The sequence below is a fragment of the Streptomyces sp. NPDC017991 genome (assembly GCF_044328075.1).
Lineage (GTDB): Bacteria > Actinomycetota > Actinomycetes > Streptomycetales > Streptomycetaceae > Streptomyces.
The window spans coordinates 651167-665566 of the sequence record NZ_JBIRGP010000004.1; the positions used below are offsets into that span (position 1 = coordinate 651167).

A 14400-nucleotide genomic window follows, 5' to 3' on the forward strand; every position below is an offset into this window, starting at 1 on the left:
ATCGGGCGACCGGCTCGAAGGGGTGAACCAGGAGAGGCCCATAGGGGGCTGGAGTGGTGCCTCCTCGGCCTTGGTCAGCTCACCGTCGCGCGGCGCCTGCTGGCGTACCAGACGAGCCCCGCGGTGGCCGCCGCCGCCCCTATGGCCGCCGCGGCGACGATGGCCGGCCGGGGCGGCGCGGACAGCCGCTGCTTGAGCCGCACGGGGTGGTTGAAGTCGAGGATGGGCCACGCGCGCGCGAGGGCCTCGCGGCGCAGCGCACGGTCCGGGTTCACCGCGTGGGGGTGGCCGACCGCCGTGAGCATCGGGATGTCGGTCGCCGAATCGCTGTACGCGTAGCAGCGCGACAGGTCGTATCCCTCGGACGCGGCCAGCTCCTTGACCGCCTCCGCCTTCGTGGGGCCGTACGCGTAGTACTCCACCTCCCCGGTGAAGCAGCCGTCGTCGCCCACGACCATGCGGGTGGCCACCACCCGGTCGGCGCCCAGGAGTTCACCGATGGGCTCGACGACCTCCGCGCCGGAGGTCGAGACGATCACGACGTCCCGGCCGGCGGTGTGGTGCTCCTCGATGAGGGAGGCGGCCTCGTCGTAGATGATCGGGTCGATCAAGTCGTGCAGGGTCTCGGCGACGATCTCCTTCACCTGCTGGACGTTCCAGCCGCGGCACAGCGCGGACAGGTACGCGCGCATCCGCTCCATCTGGTCGTGGTCGGCGCCGCCCGCGAGGAACACGAACTGGGCATATGCGGTACGCAACACCGCCCGGCGGTTGATCAGACCGCCTTGGTAGAACGACTTGCTGAAGGTGAGCGTGCTCGACTTCGCAATGACCGTCTTGTCCAGGTCAAAGAAGGCCGCTGTACGAGGCAAGGAGTGGTTTTCCACAGGTTGAGCATATGCGCCCGCCATTCGGGCTAGTGTGGGACGTGTGGGTTTGCCTGAGAGAGCTCTCGGGTACACCATGGAAGTCACGGATCGTTCGCGACCGTGCTAACCCGGTTTGGCTCCTCCCCCCCCGAGTCAAACCGTGGGGACGACCCCCGCTCTCCCCCCCGGCGGGGGTCGTCGCATGTCCGGATGGGTTTTCCCGTCCGTTGTTGAGAGCGCCGGGCCCCGCACTGCGGGGCCCGGCGTTTCTCTGTCTCCGCACAGGATTCGTCACTGTGTGTAGCTGTGGCGTCGCGCCGAGGAAGTCGTACAACGGTCACCGGTTTGGGTGAAGGCGATATTCACAGGCGCCGAGTTGTCCACAGTTATCGACCAAGATCCACACGATTTCCAGCTTCCCTGCACCGTGATTCCAGCGCGTACCGCTCGCGGAAGTTCATGGCCGGTTCCGTTTGTCCGGCGGCTATGGCCGGTTCGTATCGGCGGTTCATATGGAGGGCCGGTTGACGGCTCTTGCGCTGGGCGGGAATCGCGGGACCGCAGGGGTTCCGCGGGTAAGCAGCGAAGGGGGCTGGAGAGCGTGGCGGGAGCCATCACACACGACCGGCCGTCGGCCGCCGAAGGGCGGCAGGGCGGACCGTTGATCGTCACCGAGGACGCGGATCTGCTGGACGACCTGCTGCGGCTGTGCGCCGCGGCCGGCGCCCGGCCCGAAGTCCACCACGGGGTGCCGGAGCGCGGCGGCGGCTGGGACACGGCACCGCTGGTGCTCGTCGGCGACGACGCCGCGCGCCGGGTGCGCGGCGCCGCACGCAGACGCGGAGTCGTGCTGGTGGGTCGGGATCAGGACGATCCGGGGGTCTGGCGAAGGGCTGTGGAGATCGGCGCCGACCACGTCCTGATGCTGCCGGATGGCGAACAATGGTTGGTCGACCGCATCGCCGACGTGGCCGAGGGAGTCGGGCCGCCCGCCCTCACCGTCGGCGTGATCGGCGGTCGCGGAGGCGCCGGATCGTCCACGCTCGCCTGCGCGCTCGCGGTCACCTCGGCGCGCCGGGGCGCCCGCACCCTCCTTGTCGACGCGGACCCCCTGGGCGGCGGACTCGACGTACTCCTCGGCGGGGAATCCGTCGAGGGACTCCGCTGGCCCGCCTTCGCCGCCTCGCACGGACGGGTCGGCGGCGGAGCCCTGGAGGAGTCGCTGCCCTCACTGCACGCCCTGCGGGTCCTCAGCTGGGACCGGGGCGACTGCGTCACCGTGGCACCCGAGGCCGTCCGCGCGGTCCTGGCCGCCGCCAGACGGCGCGGCGGGGTGGTGGTCGTCGATCTGCCGCGCCGGATCGACGAAGGGGTCGCGGAGGCCCTCGCCCAGATCGACCTCGGGGTGCTCGTCGTCCCGGCCGAGCTGCGCGCCGTCGCGGCGGCCGGACGGGTGGCGTCCGCGGTCGGCATGGTCCTGAGGGACCTGCGCGTCGCGGTCCGCGGGCCGTACGCGCCAGGTCTGGACGACCGGGAGGTGGCCCGGCTTCTGGGACTGCCCCTGATCGGTGAAGTGCCCGCGGAGACGGGGCTGCCGGCGGCCCAGGAGCGGGGCGCTCCGCCCGGCGGGGACGGACGCGGGCCGCTCGCCCGCTTCTGCTCGGCGTTCTGGGAGCGGGCCGCGGTCGCCGGAGGGGGCGTATGAGCGGGGGTACGGGGTCGCGTGGCGGACATCCGGTGCACGCGGGGCCGTCGGGGGGCCGCCTCTCCGGAGGCCGCACCGGCACGGGCACGCTCGGCCGACCGGGCACGGGTCCGCTCGTAGGCGGGCAGCCGCGCGGCGGCCCGGCCTCCGACACGGGACTGCTGGACGGGGTCAGGCAGTGGCTGGCGGAGAGCGGGGGCGAACCGACTCCCGCGCGCGTGGCGCAGGCCCTGCGGGAGCAGGGGCGGGTGCTCGGGGACGCCGAAGTCCTCGGCGCGGCCGAGCGGTTGCGGTCGGAGCTGGTCGGAAGCGGCCCGCTGGAACCACTGCTCGACGATCCCTCGGTGACCGATGTGCTGGTCTCGGCGCCCGACGGGGTGTGGGTGGACCGCGGCGGCGGCCTGGAGCTGACCGCGGTGTCCTTCCCGGACGCGGCGGCCGTACGGCGGCTGGCACAGCGACTCGCCGCCGTGGCCGGGCGGCGGCTGGACGACGCCCACCCCTGGGTGGACGCCAGGCTTCCCGACGGCACCCGGCTGCACGCGGTGCTGCCACCGGTCGCCGTCGGCTCGACCTGCCTGTCCCTGCGGGTCGTACGGCCGAGGGCGTTCACGCTCGCCGAACTGGTGGCCGCGGGGACGGTACCGCCGGGCGGGGACCGGCTGCTGCGCGCGCTGCTCGACGCGAGGCTCTCGTTCCTGATCAGTGGCGGTACGGGCAGCGGCAAGACGACGCTCCTCAGCGCGCTGCTCGGCCTCGTCGGGCCGGGCGAGCGGATCGTGCTCGCCGAGGACTCGGCGGAGCTGCGCCCGGACCACCCCCATGTCGTACGGCTGGAATCCAGACCGCCCAACCAGGAGGGCGCGGGACTCGTCACGCTCCAGGACCTGGTGCGCCAGGCGCTGCGCATGCGACCGGACCGTCTGGTGGTCGGTGAGGTCCGGGGGCCCGAAGTGGTCGCGCTGCTGGCCGCTCTGAACACGGGACACGAGGGCGGCTGCGGGACCGTGCACGCCAACGCCGCCTCGGGGGTGCCGGCTCGCCTGGAGGCGCTGGGCACGGCCGCCGGGCTCGACCGGGCCGCGTTGCACAGCCAGGTGGCGGCGGCGCTGTCGGTGGTGCTCCATCTCGTACGGGACCGGGCCGGACGGCGTCGGATCGCCGAGGTGCATGTGCTGGAGCGGGATCCGGCGGGGCTGGTCGTGACGGTGCCCGCACTGCGATGGGGCGCGGAGGCCTTCACGTACGGGCGTGGGTGGGCGCGGCTGCGAGGGCTGCTCGGCGGCATGGGTGACGTGGGCGGCGGGGGAGATGTGACGGGTCTGGACGGCGTGAGCGAGCGGAGGGTCGGGCTGTGACGGGGGTCGCCGGGATGTCGGTGGTGGCGGCGGTGTGCGCCGGAGCGGCGGTCTGGCTGATGGGCGGGCCGGGGCACGGGACGCGTCGGGCGCGGTTGGTGTGCGCGAGCGCCGGGGCGGTGGGCACCGGTCCGCCGTCGTGGAAGTGGGCGCTGCGGACCGGTGAGCGGCTTCGGCGGCTGCACGGGACGCGGGGCGAGTGGTGGGCACTGGCCGCCGGGTCGGTGGTCGGAATCCTGGGAGCCTCCGTGGTGCCGGTCGTCCTGGGGGCGCTCGGAGTGCCCCTGGTGCGGAGTGTCCGACGGGCCGGAGCGGCGCGGCGGGTGCGTGAGCGGCGGGCCGCCGCGGTGATCGCGCTGTGCGGGGCGCTCGCGGGGGAGGTCCGGGCCGGACGGCAGCCGGGCGAGGCGCTGCTGGGCGCCGCCCGGGACTCGGGAGGGCTCGGGGACGTGCAGGCGTCGGTCCTGGCCGCCGCGAGGTTCGGCGGGGATGTGCCGGGCGCGCTCACCGACGCGGCCCGGCGGCCCGGGGCCGAAGGGCTGCTGGGACTCGCCGCGTGCTGGCGTGTCGCCGTGGACCGGGGTGCAGGCCTCGCGACCGGGCTCGACCGGCTGGAGGGGGCACTGCGCGCGGAGCGGGACCAACGTGCCGACCTGCGGGCCCAGTTGGCGGGCGCCCGCTCGACGGCTGTGCTGCTCGCAGGGCTGCCGGCGCTCGGGTTGCTTCTCGGCACCGCGCTCGGGGCCGACCCGTTGCACATCCTGCTGCACACCGGGGCGGGCCTCGGCTGCCTGCTGGTCGGCGGGGTTCTGGAGGGCGTCGGCCTGTGGTGGGCGCTGCGGATCGTACGGGGAGCGGAGGACGGATGAGTGCGGAGGTTGTCCACAGGCTGGGGGTGGCGATGTGCGTGGCGACGGGACTGTGGGCGCTCGCCCGGTCCCTGGGAGCGGCCGGGCGCAGGCGGAAGGTCCGCGGTCGGCTTGAGGCGATGCTGACGATCCTGGCCGACGAGCGCGAACCGGCTGTGGAGCCTGTCTCCTTCCGGCGGCGCCCGCACCTGCGTGACGCGGTGCGGCGATGGCTGCCGGTGATCGGCGCACTGAGCGCCTGCTGGGTGTTCGTCGGTGGCACGGCCGGGGTCGTGGCGGGACTGGGGGCCGCGTTCGGGATGTGGAGGTGGCAGCGCAGATCGGAGTCGGCGTCGGCGGAGGAGTTCGACGCGGTGCGGGCCGCGCGGCAACTGCCCCTTGCCGCTGATCTGCTGGCCGCCTGCATCGCGGCGGGCGCCAGCCCCGTCATGGCTGCCCGGGCGGTGGGGGAGGCGCTGGAGGGGCCCGTGGGGGCGCGGCTGGCGCGAGGAGCGGCCGAGGTGCGGCTAGGCGGTGAACCGGCGGAGGCCTGGCGCGCGCTGGCCGCGTTGCCCGGTGCGCGGGGGCTGGCCCGGCTGCTGGAGCGGTCCGGCCGCTCGGGAGTACCGGCGGCGGTACCGGTCGCACGCCTCGCCTTCGAGGCCCGCGCGGAACGAGGGCGCGCCGCAACGGCTCGGGCGCGACGTGCGGGCGTCCTGATCACCGCTCCCGTCGGGCTGTGCTTCCTGCCCGCGTTCATCGCGATCGGCGTACTGCCGGTGGTGCTCGGGTTGGCGAGCGGGGTGCTGGGTGGGGGTGATGGATGACGGGCGGAACCACGAGTGAGCAAGGTCAGCGGTCATGGGCCAGACGTCCAAGGCCAGACGTCCAAGGCCAAACGTCAAGGGCCAAACGTCAAAGGTCGACGGAACAGAGCTGTACGGGGGTTCGGATGGGCAAGGCAGTGCGGGTGCGGGCATGGGCGTGGGTTCTGGAGGGCTGGGCCCGGGTGGGACGGGCCGGGTCGGGGCGGAGGGATGCCGGGATGGTCACCTCCGAGTATGCGATGGGGCTGATCGCGGCGGTGGGGTTCGCCGCGCTGCTCTACGAGGTGCTCACCAGCGGGCAGGTGCGCGAGGCTCTGCAGGGCATCGTGGGGCGGGCGCTCAGTGGGAAGTTCTGAGGTCGGTGCGAGGGCGGGTGTGCGCGAGGGCTCGGCGGCCCGGGACCGCGGTTTCGTGACGGCGGAGGCGGCTGTGGTGCTGCCGGTGCTGGTCGCGTTCACGATGGCGCTGGTCTGGGCGTTGCTGGCCGCGGCCGCGCTGATCCAGTGCGTGGACGCGGCCCGGGCGGGCGCTCGTGCGGCGGCCCGGCAGGAACCGCCGGGCACGGTGCTGGAGACCGCCCGCCAGGCGGCGCCGAGCGGCGCCACGATCTCCGTCCGGCGCGAGGGCGACCTGGTGCACGTCCGGGTCCAGGCCGAGACCCCCGGCCCGGACGCGCTGGCCCTCGACCTCGCGCAGGAGGCGACCGCCCTGGCGGAGGACACGATCGGGGCGGTGCGGTGAGAAGGGCGGGGATGGCGGGGATGGCGGGGGCGGCAGGGACGGCGAGGGCGCTGAGAATGCCGGGAGGGGCAAGAGGGCCCCGCGGATCGAGAGGGGCGAGGAAGGGCGGCCCCGGGCGGCGTACGAGGTCATGGGCGGCGGGGGCGGGATCGGACCGGGGGTCGGCCACCGTCTGGACCGTGGGTGCGCTCGCGGTGCTGTGCGTGGTCTTCGGCGCCGTGCTCGTGATGGGACAGGCGGTGGTGGTCCGTCATCGTGCGGGCGGCGCGGCCGACTTGGCGGCGCTCGCGGCGGCCGACCACTGGATGTACGGCGGGACGGAGGCATGCGCCCGGGCGGACCGTGTGGCACGGGCCCAGGGCACCCGGATCGTACGGTGCGCCGTCCGGGGCGAGATCGCGGATGTCACGGTCGAGGCGGGACGGAAGCCGCTGATGGCCGAGGTCAGGTCACGGGCGGGCCCGCCCGGACCCGTGGCTGTGGACTCAAGCCCTTTGCGGGCTAGACCTCGGTGACGGCGTCCGGCTGCCCGCCGCCCTGTTGCCGCGCCTCCTCGGGGGGAGCTTCCCCGGGTCGGTCCGCCGGTGCTGTCGGCGCTCCCTGCAGGAGAACTGTCAGCAGCCGCACGGCTCCCCGCTTGTGCAAGGGCTCGTTGCCGTTGCCGCACTTGGGGGACTGGATGCAGGACGGGCAGCCGGCGTCGCACTCGCAGGAGGCGATGGCCTGGCGGGTGGCGGTGAGCCATTCGCGGGCGGTGTGGAAGGCGCGCTCCGCGAAGCCCGCGCCGCCGGGATGGCCGTCGTACACGAAGACGGTGGGCAGGAGGGTGTCCGGGTGCAGTGGGACGGAGACGCCGCCGATGTCCCAGCGGTCGCAGGTGGCGAAGAGCGGCAGCATGCCGATCGAGGCGTGCTCGGCGGCGTGCAGGGCGCCGCCCAGGATCTCGGGGTTCACCCGGGCGGCGTCGAGCTGGTCCTCCGTGACCGTCCACCACACGGCACGCGTACGGAGCGTGCGGGGAGGCAGATCGAGTTTCGTCTCGCCGAGCACCTCGCCGGTCATGAGACGACGACGCAGGAAGGAGACGACCTGATTGGTGACCTCGACGGAGCCGTAGCACAGCCGGCCGTCGCCCCAGGGGATCTCGACGTCCGTCTCCAGGACGGAGATGGCCGTGGTGTCACGGGCGACCGTCGAATACGGCGGGTTGGCCTCCGTGACCAGGGCGACCGAATCGTCCAGGTGCAGCTCGTCGACCAGGTACGTACGGCCCTGGTGGAGGTGGACCGCGCCTTCGTGGACGCTGGTGTGCGCGGCTCCGGCGTCGACCGTGCCCAGGAGCCTTCCGGAGCCGGTCTCCACGATCTGCACCGGGTTGCCGCCTCCGCCGCGGATGTCGGTCAGGTCGGCGGCCCGTTCCCGGCGGGTCCAGTGCCACGCCTTCGTGCGGCGGCGGAGCAGCTTCGCGGCCTCCAGTTGAGGCATCAGTTCGGCGGTGGTCGGGCCGAAGAGGTCGAAGTCCTCCTCGGTGAGGGGGAGTTCGGATGCCGCGGCGCACAAGTGGGGCGCGAGGACGTACGGGTTGTCCGGATCGAGGACGGTGGATTCCACCGGCTGGTCGAACAGGGCTTCCGGGTGATGGACGAGGAAGGTGTCCAGCGGGTCGTCACGGGCGACCAGCACCGCGAGCGCCCCCTGTCCGGAGCGGCCCGCGCGACCTGCCTGCTGCCACAGGGACGCACGGGTGCCCGGGTAACCGGAGATGACGACGGCGTCCAGTCCGGAGACGTCGATGCCCAGTTCGAGAGCGGTGGTGGCGGCGAGGCCGAGGAGTTCACCGGAGTGGAGGGCTTGTTCGAGGGCGCGGCGTTCCTCGGGGAGGTATCCGCCGCGGTAGGCGGCCACGCGGCGGGCCAGGGAGCGATCGATCTCGGAGAGCCGTTCCTGGGCGATCACCGAGATCAATTCGGCCCCGCGGCGGGACCGTACGAAGGCGACCGAGCGGACGCCCTGCACGGTCAGGTCGGTGAGGAGGTCCGCGGTCTCGGCGGTGGCGGAGCGGCGGACCGGGGCGCCCTTCTCGCCGTGCAGATCGGTGAGGGGCGGTTCCCAGAGGGCGAAGACCAGTTCCCCGCGGGGCGAGGCGTCGTCGGCGACCTCCACCACGGGCAGGCCGGTGAGGCGGGAGGCGGCGACGGAGGGCTCCGCGGCGGTCGCGGAGGCCATGAGGAAGACGGGGGACGAGCCGTAACGGGCGCACAGTCGGCGCAGCCGGCGGAGCACCTGGGCGACATGCGACCCGAAGACGCCCCGGTAGGTGTGGCACTCGTCGATGACGACATAGCGCAGGGCACGCAGGAAGGAGGCCCACCGGGGGTGGGAGGGAAGTATCCCGCGGTGCAGCATGTCGGGGTTGGTGAGGACGTAGTTGGCGTACTGGCGTACCCACTCGCGTTCCTCGACGGGGGTGTCCCCGTCGTAGACCGCGGAACGTACGGCGTGGCCCAGCGGAAGTGAGAGTTTCTTCACGGATCGGCGCTGGTCCGCGGCGAGGGCCTTGGTCGGCGCGAGGTAGAGGGCGGTCGCGCCGCGGCCGTTCGGCGCCTCGGAACCGTCGAGGAGTGTCGACAGAACCGGGACGAGATACGCCAGGGACTTGCCGGAGGCCGTACCCGTGGAGACGATCACCGACTCGCCGTCCAGGGCGTGCTCGGCAGCGAGTGCCTGGTGGGCCCAGGGGTGTGCGATACCGGCGGACTGCACCGCCGCGACGATCTCCGAGCGGATCCGGTCGGGCCACACGGCATGGCGACCCTCACGTGGGGGCAAGTGCTCCGTATGAGTGATGCGCGAAGCCCGGCTCGGCCCAGAGGCCAGCCGGTCCAGGATCTCGCCCGGCGAGGGGCGGGACGCGGTGTCCGTCGAGGTGCGATCGGGTCGGAGATTATTGGCCATCGGCATCGAGTGTGTCACTGGCATGACGGACAATGGGCCCAAGGCGTCGTGCACGCCTGCCGGTAAGTGATTGAATGCCATCGCGGCTGGCGAACCGTCCCGGGGGCTCCGCCGAGGTGTCCCTTGGGATGACCGCTCGATAGCAAGGTGCTGGAGGATCCGTGGACCTGTCCCTGTCGACCCGTACCGTCGGCGATCGTACGGTCGTCGAGGTCGGTGGCGAAATCGATGTATATACCGCGCCCAAGTTGCGCGAACAGCTGGTCGAGCTGGTGAACGACGGCAGTTTCCATCTTGTCGTCGACATGGAGGGCGTGGACTTCCTCGACTCGACCGGTCTCGGCGTTCTGGTGGGCGGCCTGAAGCGGGTGCGTGCCCATGAGGGTTCGCTCCGCCTGGTCTGCAACCAGGAGCGCATTCTGAAGATCTTCCGCATCACCGGTCTCACCAAGGTGTTCCCGATCCACACCTCGGTCGAAGAAGCGGTGGCGGCCACCGACTGAGCGGCCACGGTCCGGCCCGTCCCTGCTGACTGGCCGGTCAGCCGTCACAGCCGAATCCCGGGCACGGCCCGGGAGGCAGAAGTCAATGGAGGGGGGTCAGGTCTCGGCGACCCGACCCCCCGACCGCACGCCCGTAGTTCCGAGGGGGATGCATGGCCACCGTTGAACTCCGCTTCAGCGCGCTGCCCGAGCACGTCAGGACCGCCCGACTGGTGGCGGCAGCGGTGGCGCGCAGGGCCGGAGTGGACGAGGCCGTCCTCGACGAGGTCAGGCTCGCCGTGGGCGAGGCCTGCACCCGGGCCGTCGGCCTGCACCAAAGCGCCGGAATCTCGGCGCCGGTGCGGGTCTCGCTGATCGAGGAGGAGAAGCTTTTCTCCATCGAGGTCGGTGATGAGGCGCCGCACACGGTTCCCGGTGACAAGTCGCCGGGTGCCCATGGCGGAGCCGACGGCGCGGACGTCGAGACCGAGGAGGACGAGATGGGCCTCGCGGTCATCAGCGGCCTCGTCGACGACGTGGAAGTGACCGCCGGTGAGAACGGCGGACTGATCAGGATGAGCTGGCCCACCACGCCGCCGGCCACGCTCGTTTCCTGATCCACCCCTCTTGGTACTGCCTGAACCTGTGCGAAAGGGCCCTGCTCACCAGGGCCCTTTGGCATGTCCGGCCACTGCACGGCCACCGCCCGGCCACACTGCTCAGCGACGGCCCCGCCTCGCCGCCCACGCGGCTGACCTGTGTCCGACCGACCGACCGCGCTGCCCCACCGACCGACCGCGTCGCCCCACCGGTCGGCCTGGGGTCGCGCCTCACGGCCTGCACCGTCACCGTTGCACGGTTCTGCCGCCCGGTGTCCGCCCCACGGCCACCACGGCGCCTCTCCGGCACGTCTGTCCTGCGGCGGGGCTCCCCGCGGCTGCGGTTCCTCATACCCCCCAGGTGTCGACAGGCGCCCCATTGAGCGCCTCACGGGGCGACGGCGGCCCCACCCGCTGCTCGGCCGGCCCATCGGCCCTCTCCGACCTCTCCAGCCCCTCGGGTGGTCGTCACCGACGGGGCCCTCCGTGCCCCCGGCGCCCTCCGGATCAAGCCACGCGTATTTCGTGAATGAATTCACGATCTGGATTTCGATCAACAATAAGATCAGCTTTACGCCGCGCCGCACGGTAATGGACCTGGCGTCAATGCGTTTGAGGCATTACCACTTTCGAGCCCCCTGCGGATCCCCGGATCATTTGCTGAAGGGCACGCGAAGGCCAATTCCGCTTACCGCGCACTGTTTTGATCAGGTTCCGGTACCTACAATCCGTCCACATCTTGAGCTCGGTCCAAGCGTCAAGGAGGACGAATGGCGGGGCTTTCTACCCCTCATCAGTTTGACCAGCCCACTACCCTCGCAGCCGCGGTACTGACGGACGACAACCGCCTCATCGTCGTGGTGATCGCGGTCGTCGCCCTTGCGGCGCTTGCCGTCGCCGGAGTCCTGGTCCGCCAGGTGCTCGCGGCGGGCGAGGGCACCGAAAGCATGAAGGAGATCGCGGTCGCGATCCAGGAGGGCGCGAATGCCTACCTGGGGCGGCAGATGCGTACCCTCGGGGTATTCGCCGTCGTGGTGTTCTTCCTGCTCATGCTGCTGCCCGCGGACGACTGGAATCAGCGTGCCGGCCGATCGGTCTTCTTCTTGATCGGCGCGGCGTTCTCGGCGACCACCGGATATATCGGCATGTGGCTCGCCGTACGCAGCAATGTTCGCGTGGCCGCCGCGGCACGGGAAGCGACCCCGGCGGAGGGTGAGCCCGAAAAGGATCTCACCGCCGTCTCGCACAAGGCCATGAAGATCGCTTTCCGCACGGGCGGCGTCGTCGGCATGTTCACGGTGGGGCTCGGTCTGCTGGGCGCCTCCTGTGTGGTGCTGGTGTACGCGGCCGACGCGCCGAAGGTCCTGGAGGGCTTCGGTCTCGGCGCCGCTCTGATCGCCATGTTCATGCGTGTCGGCGGCGGCATCTTCACCAAGGCGGCCGACGTCGGCGCCGACCTGGTAGGCAAGGTCGAGAAGGGCATCCCGGAGGACGATCCGCGCAACGCCGCGACCATCGCGGACAACGTGGGCGACAACGTCGGCGACTGCGCCGGTATGGCCGCCGACCTCTTCGAGTCGTACGCCGTCACGCTCGTCGCCGCGCTGATCCTCGGCAAGGCGGCGTTCGGCGACTCAGGGCTCGCCTTCCCGCTGATCGTGCCCGCGATCGGCGTACTCACCGCGATGATCGGCATCTTCGCGGTCGCTCCGCGCCGTGCGGACCGCAGCGGGATGAGCGCCATCAACCGTGGCTTCTTCATCTCCGCGGTGTTCTCACTGGCGCTGGTGGCTGTGGCCGTCTACGTCTATCTGCCGTCCTCGTACGCCGACCTGGACGGTGTCACCGACGAGGCCATCCTCGGCAAGTCCGGCGACCCGCGGATCCTCGCGCTCCTCGCGGTCGCCATCGGCATCGTGCTGGCCGCGCTGATCCAGCAGTTGACCGGCTACTTCACCGAGACGACCCGTCGCCCGGTGAAGGACATCGGCAAGACCTCGCTCACCGGCCCGGCCACCGTCGTCCTCGCCGGTATCTCGCTCGGTCTCGAATCGGCCGTCTACACCGCTCTGCTGATCGGCCTCGGCGTCTACGGGGCCTTCCTGCTCGGTGGTACGTCGATCATGCTGGCGCTGTTCGCGGTGGCCCTCGCCGGAACGGGTCTGCTCACCACGGTCGGCGTCATCGTCGCCATGGACACCTTCGGGCCGGTCTCCGACAACGCGCAGGGCATCGCCGAGATGTCGGGCGACGTCGAGGGCGCGGGCGCGCAGGTGCTCACCGACCTGGACGCCGTCGGCAACACCACCAAGGCCATCACCAAGGGCATCGCCATCGCCACCGCGGTACTGGCGGCGGCGGCGCTCTTCGGCTCGTACCGGGACGCCATCCTCACGGCCGCGAACGACGTGGGGCAGAAGGTCTCGGGCCCGGGCGCCCCGATGAACCTGATGATGGACATCTCGCAGCCCAACAACCTGGTCGGGCTCATCGCGGGCGCCGCGGTCGTCTTCCTCTTCTCGGGGCTGGCGATCAACGCGGTCTCGCGGTCCGCCGGGGCCGTGGTCTACGAGGTGCGGCGGCAGTTCCGCGAGCACCCCGGGATCATGGACTACACCGAGAAGCCCGAGTACGGGCGCGTCGTCGACATCTGTACGAAGGACGCGCTTCGCGAGCTGACCACGCCCGGTCTGCTCGCCGTACTGACGCCGATCGCGATCGGGTTCACGCTCGGGGTCGGCGCGCTCGGCTCGTTCCTCGCGGGCGCCATCGGCACCGGCACGCTGATGGCGGTCTTCCTCGCCAACTCCGGAGGCGCGTGGGACAACGCCAAGAAACTCGTCGAGGACGGCCACCACGGCGGCAAGGGCAGCGAGGCCCATGCCGCGACGGTGATCGGCGACACGATCGGCGACCCGTTCAAGGACACCGCGGGCCCGGCGATCAACCCCCTCCTGAAGGTGATGAACCTGGTGGCGCTGCTCATCGCGCCGGCAGTGGTCAAATTCAGCTACGGCGAGGACAAGAGCGTCGGCATGCGGGTCCTCATCGCGGTGCTCTCGCTCACCGTCATCATCGGCGCGGTGTACGTGTCCAAGCGGCGCGGCATCGCCGTGGGCGACGAGGGCAACTCCGAGCGGGTGGCCAAGCCGGTCGATCCGGCGGTGGTTTCGTAGCCTCCGGGCAATCGACTGGGCGGGTTCCGCTCAACGGGCGGGCGGACGGCGCGTACTGACGCGCTGTCCGCCCGCCCGTCTGTGCGTACGCCGGTGTGTACGTCTGTGCGTACGCCCTGTTTCGTGAGCCTTATCTCGCCTGTTCCCCGCCTGGTGCAAATGGCTTCAATAGAGGGTCAAACGGATGTTCGTCACGGTGGTGTCGCCCGATTGGCGTGTATGTTCCGGGGCCGAGAGCCATGGAAGGGACCAACCCGGTGAACAAGAAGCTCGCGTCCGCGCTGTCCGGCGGTGCGGTACTGGTACTGGCGCTGTCGGGATGCGGCGGCAGTGACGACAACAGCGACAAGCTGAACTCCTGGGCCAAGCAGGTCTGCGACGCGGTGAAGCCGCAGGCCAAGAAGATCTCGGCGGCCAACACCGCCATCCAGAAGCAGACCTCGGACAACAGCACCCCGGCGGACGTCCAGAAGACCGACGCCCAGGCCTTCCAGGACATGTCCGACGCCTACAAGGCGATCGGCAGCGCCGTGAACAAGGCCGGGGCGCCGGATGTGGAGGGCGGCGAGAAGAAGAAGACGGACGCCGTCAAGGAGCTCAACACCATCTCCGCGTCGTACGGCGACCTCAAGAAGCAGGTCGACGACCTCGACACGAAGGACCAGGCGAAGTTCGCCGACGGTCTGAAGGGGATCGCCACCCAGCTGGACAAGCTGAGCCAGAGCGGCAACGACGCCCTCGCGAAGCTGGAGGAGGGCGACGTGGGCAAGGCGATGGCCAAGCAGGAGAGCTGCAAGAGCGCGTCCCCGTCGGCTTCGGCGACGAAGAGCTGAACCCCGG

At 71.5% G+C, this 14400-nt stretch carries 13 protein-coding genes; 11 read left to right on the forward strand and 2 right to left on the reverse strand.

The window, feature by feature from the left end; translation table 11 throughout:
- Positions 1–74: 74 nt before the first annotated feature.
- Positions 75–911 (reverse strand): HAD family hydrolase, encoded by an 837-nt coding sequence (locus tag ACH4DZ_RS15710; RefSeq protein ID WP_398287618.1) that lies wholly within the window; start codon positions 909–911, stop codon positions 75–77.
- Positions 912–1470: 559 nt separating this feature from the next.
- On the opposite strand from ACH4DZ_RS15710, the gene ssd reads away from it, so the two are divergent.
- From ssd to ACH4DZ_RS15745, 7 genes are all read left to right on the forward strand, one after another.
- A complete protein-coding gene (ssd, locus tag ACH4DZ_RS15715; protein WP_398287619.1) occupies positions 1471–2574 on the forward strand; it encodes a septum site-determining protein Ssd in 1104 nt (367 codons plus the stop codon).
- Positions 2571–3932: a TadA family conjugal transfer-associated ATPase gene (locus tag ACH4DZ_RS15720; protein ID WP_398287621.1), complete on the forward strand. Its 1362-nt coding sequence runs from the start codon at positions 2571–2573 to the stop codon at positions 3930–3932. Before ssd ends, ACH4DZ_RS15720 begins: the two co-directional genes overlap by 4 nt.
- Positions 3933–3946: 14 nt before the next feature.
- Complete coding sequence (locus tag ACH4DZ_RS15725; RefSeq protein WP_398287762.1) at positions 3947–4801, forward strand: type II secretion system F family protein; 855 nt, start codon at positions 3947–3949, stop codon at positions 4799–4801.
- Entirely contained in the window at positions 4798–5607 is an 810-nt protein-coding gene (locus ACH4DZ_RS15730) for a type II secretion system F family protein (RefSeq protein ID WP_398287622.1), read from the forward strand. The genes ACH4DZ_RS15725 and ACH4DZ_RS15730 overlap by 4 nt, the downstream gene beginning before the upstream one ends.
- Before the next feature lie 218 nt (positions 5608–5825).
- Positions 5826–5963, forward strand: a complete 138-nt coding sequence (locus tag ACH4DZ_RS15735; RefSeq protein ID WP_398287623.1) for a DUF4244 domain-containing protein — start codon at positions 5826–5828, stop codon at positions 5961–5963.
- The gene (locus ACH4DZ_RS15740; protein WP_398287624.1) at positions 5950–6348 is read left to right on the forward strand and encodes a TadE family type IV pilus minor pilin; all 399 of its coding nucleotides are present in this window, start codon (positions 5950–5952) and stop codon (positions 6346–6348) included. The genes ACH4DZ_RS15735 and ACH4DZ_RS15740 overlap by 14 nt, the downstream gene beginning before the upstream one ends.
- Positions 6349–6404: 56 nt before the next feature.
- A complete protein-coding gene (locus ACH4DZ_RS15745) occupies positions 6405–6863 on the forward strand; it encodes an Rv3654c family TadE-like protein (RefSeq protein WP_398287625.1) in 459 nt (152 codons plus the stop codon).
- Here ACH4DZ_RS15745 and ACH4DZ_RS15750 read toward each other — a convergent pair.
- On the reverse strand, positions 6850–9384 hold the full coding sequence (locus ACH4DZ_RS15750; protein ID WP_398287626.1) for a DEAD/DEAH box helicase: 2535 nt from the start codon (positions 9382–9384) through the stop codon (positions 6850–6852). The two genes, ACH4DZ_RS15745 and ACH4DZ_RS15750, sit on opposite strands and share 14 nt — an antisense overlap.
- 80 nt (positions 9385–9464) lie before the next feature.
- Between ACH4DZ_RS15750 and bldG the strand changes: the two genes are divergently transcribed.
- From bldG to ACH4DZ_RS15770, 4 genes are all read left to right on the forward strand, one after another.
- Entirely contained in the window at positions 9465–9806 is a 342-nt protein-coding gene (gene bldG / locus ACH4DZ_RS15755; RefSeq protein ID WP_003975386.1) for an anti-sigma factor antagonist BldG, read from the forward strand.
- A 152-nt stretch (positions 9807–9958) separates the two neighbouring features.
- Positions 9959–10402: an ATP-binding protein gene (locus ACH4DZ_RS15760; protein WP_189773175.1), complete on the forward strand. Its 444-nt coding sequence runs from the start codon at positions 9959–9961 to the stop codon at positions 10400–10402.
- Positions 10403–11154: 752 nt separating this feature from the next.
- On the forward strand, positions 11155–13560 hold the full coding sequence (locus tag ACH4DZ_RS15765; protein ID WP_398287627.1) for a sodium-translocating pyrophosphatase: 2406 nt from the start codon (positions 11155–11157) through the stop codon (positions 13558–13560).
- Between the two features lie 239 nt (positions 13561–13799).
- Positions 13800–14393: a small secreted protein gene (locus ACH4DZ_RS15770; protein WP_398287628.1), complete on the forward strand. Its 594-nt coding sequence runs from the start codon at positions 13800–13802 to the stop codon at positions 14391–14393.
- Positions 14394–14400 lie beyond the last annotated feature (7 nt).

What these genes read in the sequence shown, in the direction of transcription:
- ACH4DZ_RS15730 (WP_398287622.1), top strand. Translation starts at nt 4,798, where the DNA reads ATGAGTGCGGAGGTTGTCCACAGGCTGGGGGTGGCGATGTGCGTGGCG.
- ACH4DZ_RS15765 (WP_398287627.1), top strand. Translation starts at nt 11,155, where the DNA reads ATGGCGGGGCTTTCTACCCCTCATCAGTTTGACCAGCCCACTACCCTC.
- ACH4DZ_RS15735 (WP_398287623.1), top strand. Translation starts at nt 5,826, where the DNA reads ATGGTCACCTCCGAGTATGCGATGGGGCTGATCGCGGCGGTGGGGTTC.
- ACH4DZ_RS15750 (WP_398287626.1), bottom strand. Translation starts at nt 9,384, where the DNA reads ATGGCATTCAATCACTTACCGGCAGGCGTGCACGACGCCTTGGGCCCA.
- ACH4DZ_RS15725 (WP_398287762.1), top strand. Translation starts at nt 3,947, where the DNA reads ATGTCGGTGGTGGCGGCGGTGTGCGCCGGAGCGGCGGTCTGGCTGATG.
- ACH4DZ_RS15770 (WP_398287628.1), top strand. Translation starts at nt 13,800, where the DNA reads ATGGAAGGGACCAACCCGGTGAACAAGAAGCTCGCGTCCGCGCTGTCC.
- ACH4DZ_RS15720 (WP_398287621.1), top strand. Translation starts at nt 2,571, where the DNA reads ATGAGCGGGGGTACGGGGTCGCGTGGCGGACATCCGGTGCACGCGGGG.
- ACH4DZ_RS15760 (WP_189773175.1), top strand. Translation starts at nt 9,959, where the DNA reads ATGGCCACCGTTGAACTCCGCTTCAGCGCGCTGCCCGAGCACGTCAGG.
- ACH4DZ_RS15745 (WP_398287625.1), top strand. Translation starts at nt 6,405, where the DNA reads ATGCCGGGAGGGGCAAGAGGGCCCCGCGGATCGAGAGGGGCGAGGAAG.
- ACH4DZ_RS15710 (WP_398287618.1), bottom strand. Translation starts at nt 911, where the DNA reads ATGGCGGGCGCATATGCTCAACCTGTGGAAAACCACTCCTTGCCTCGT.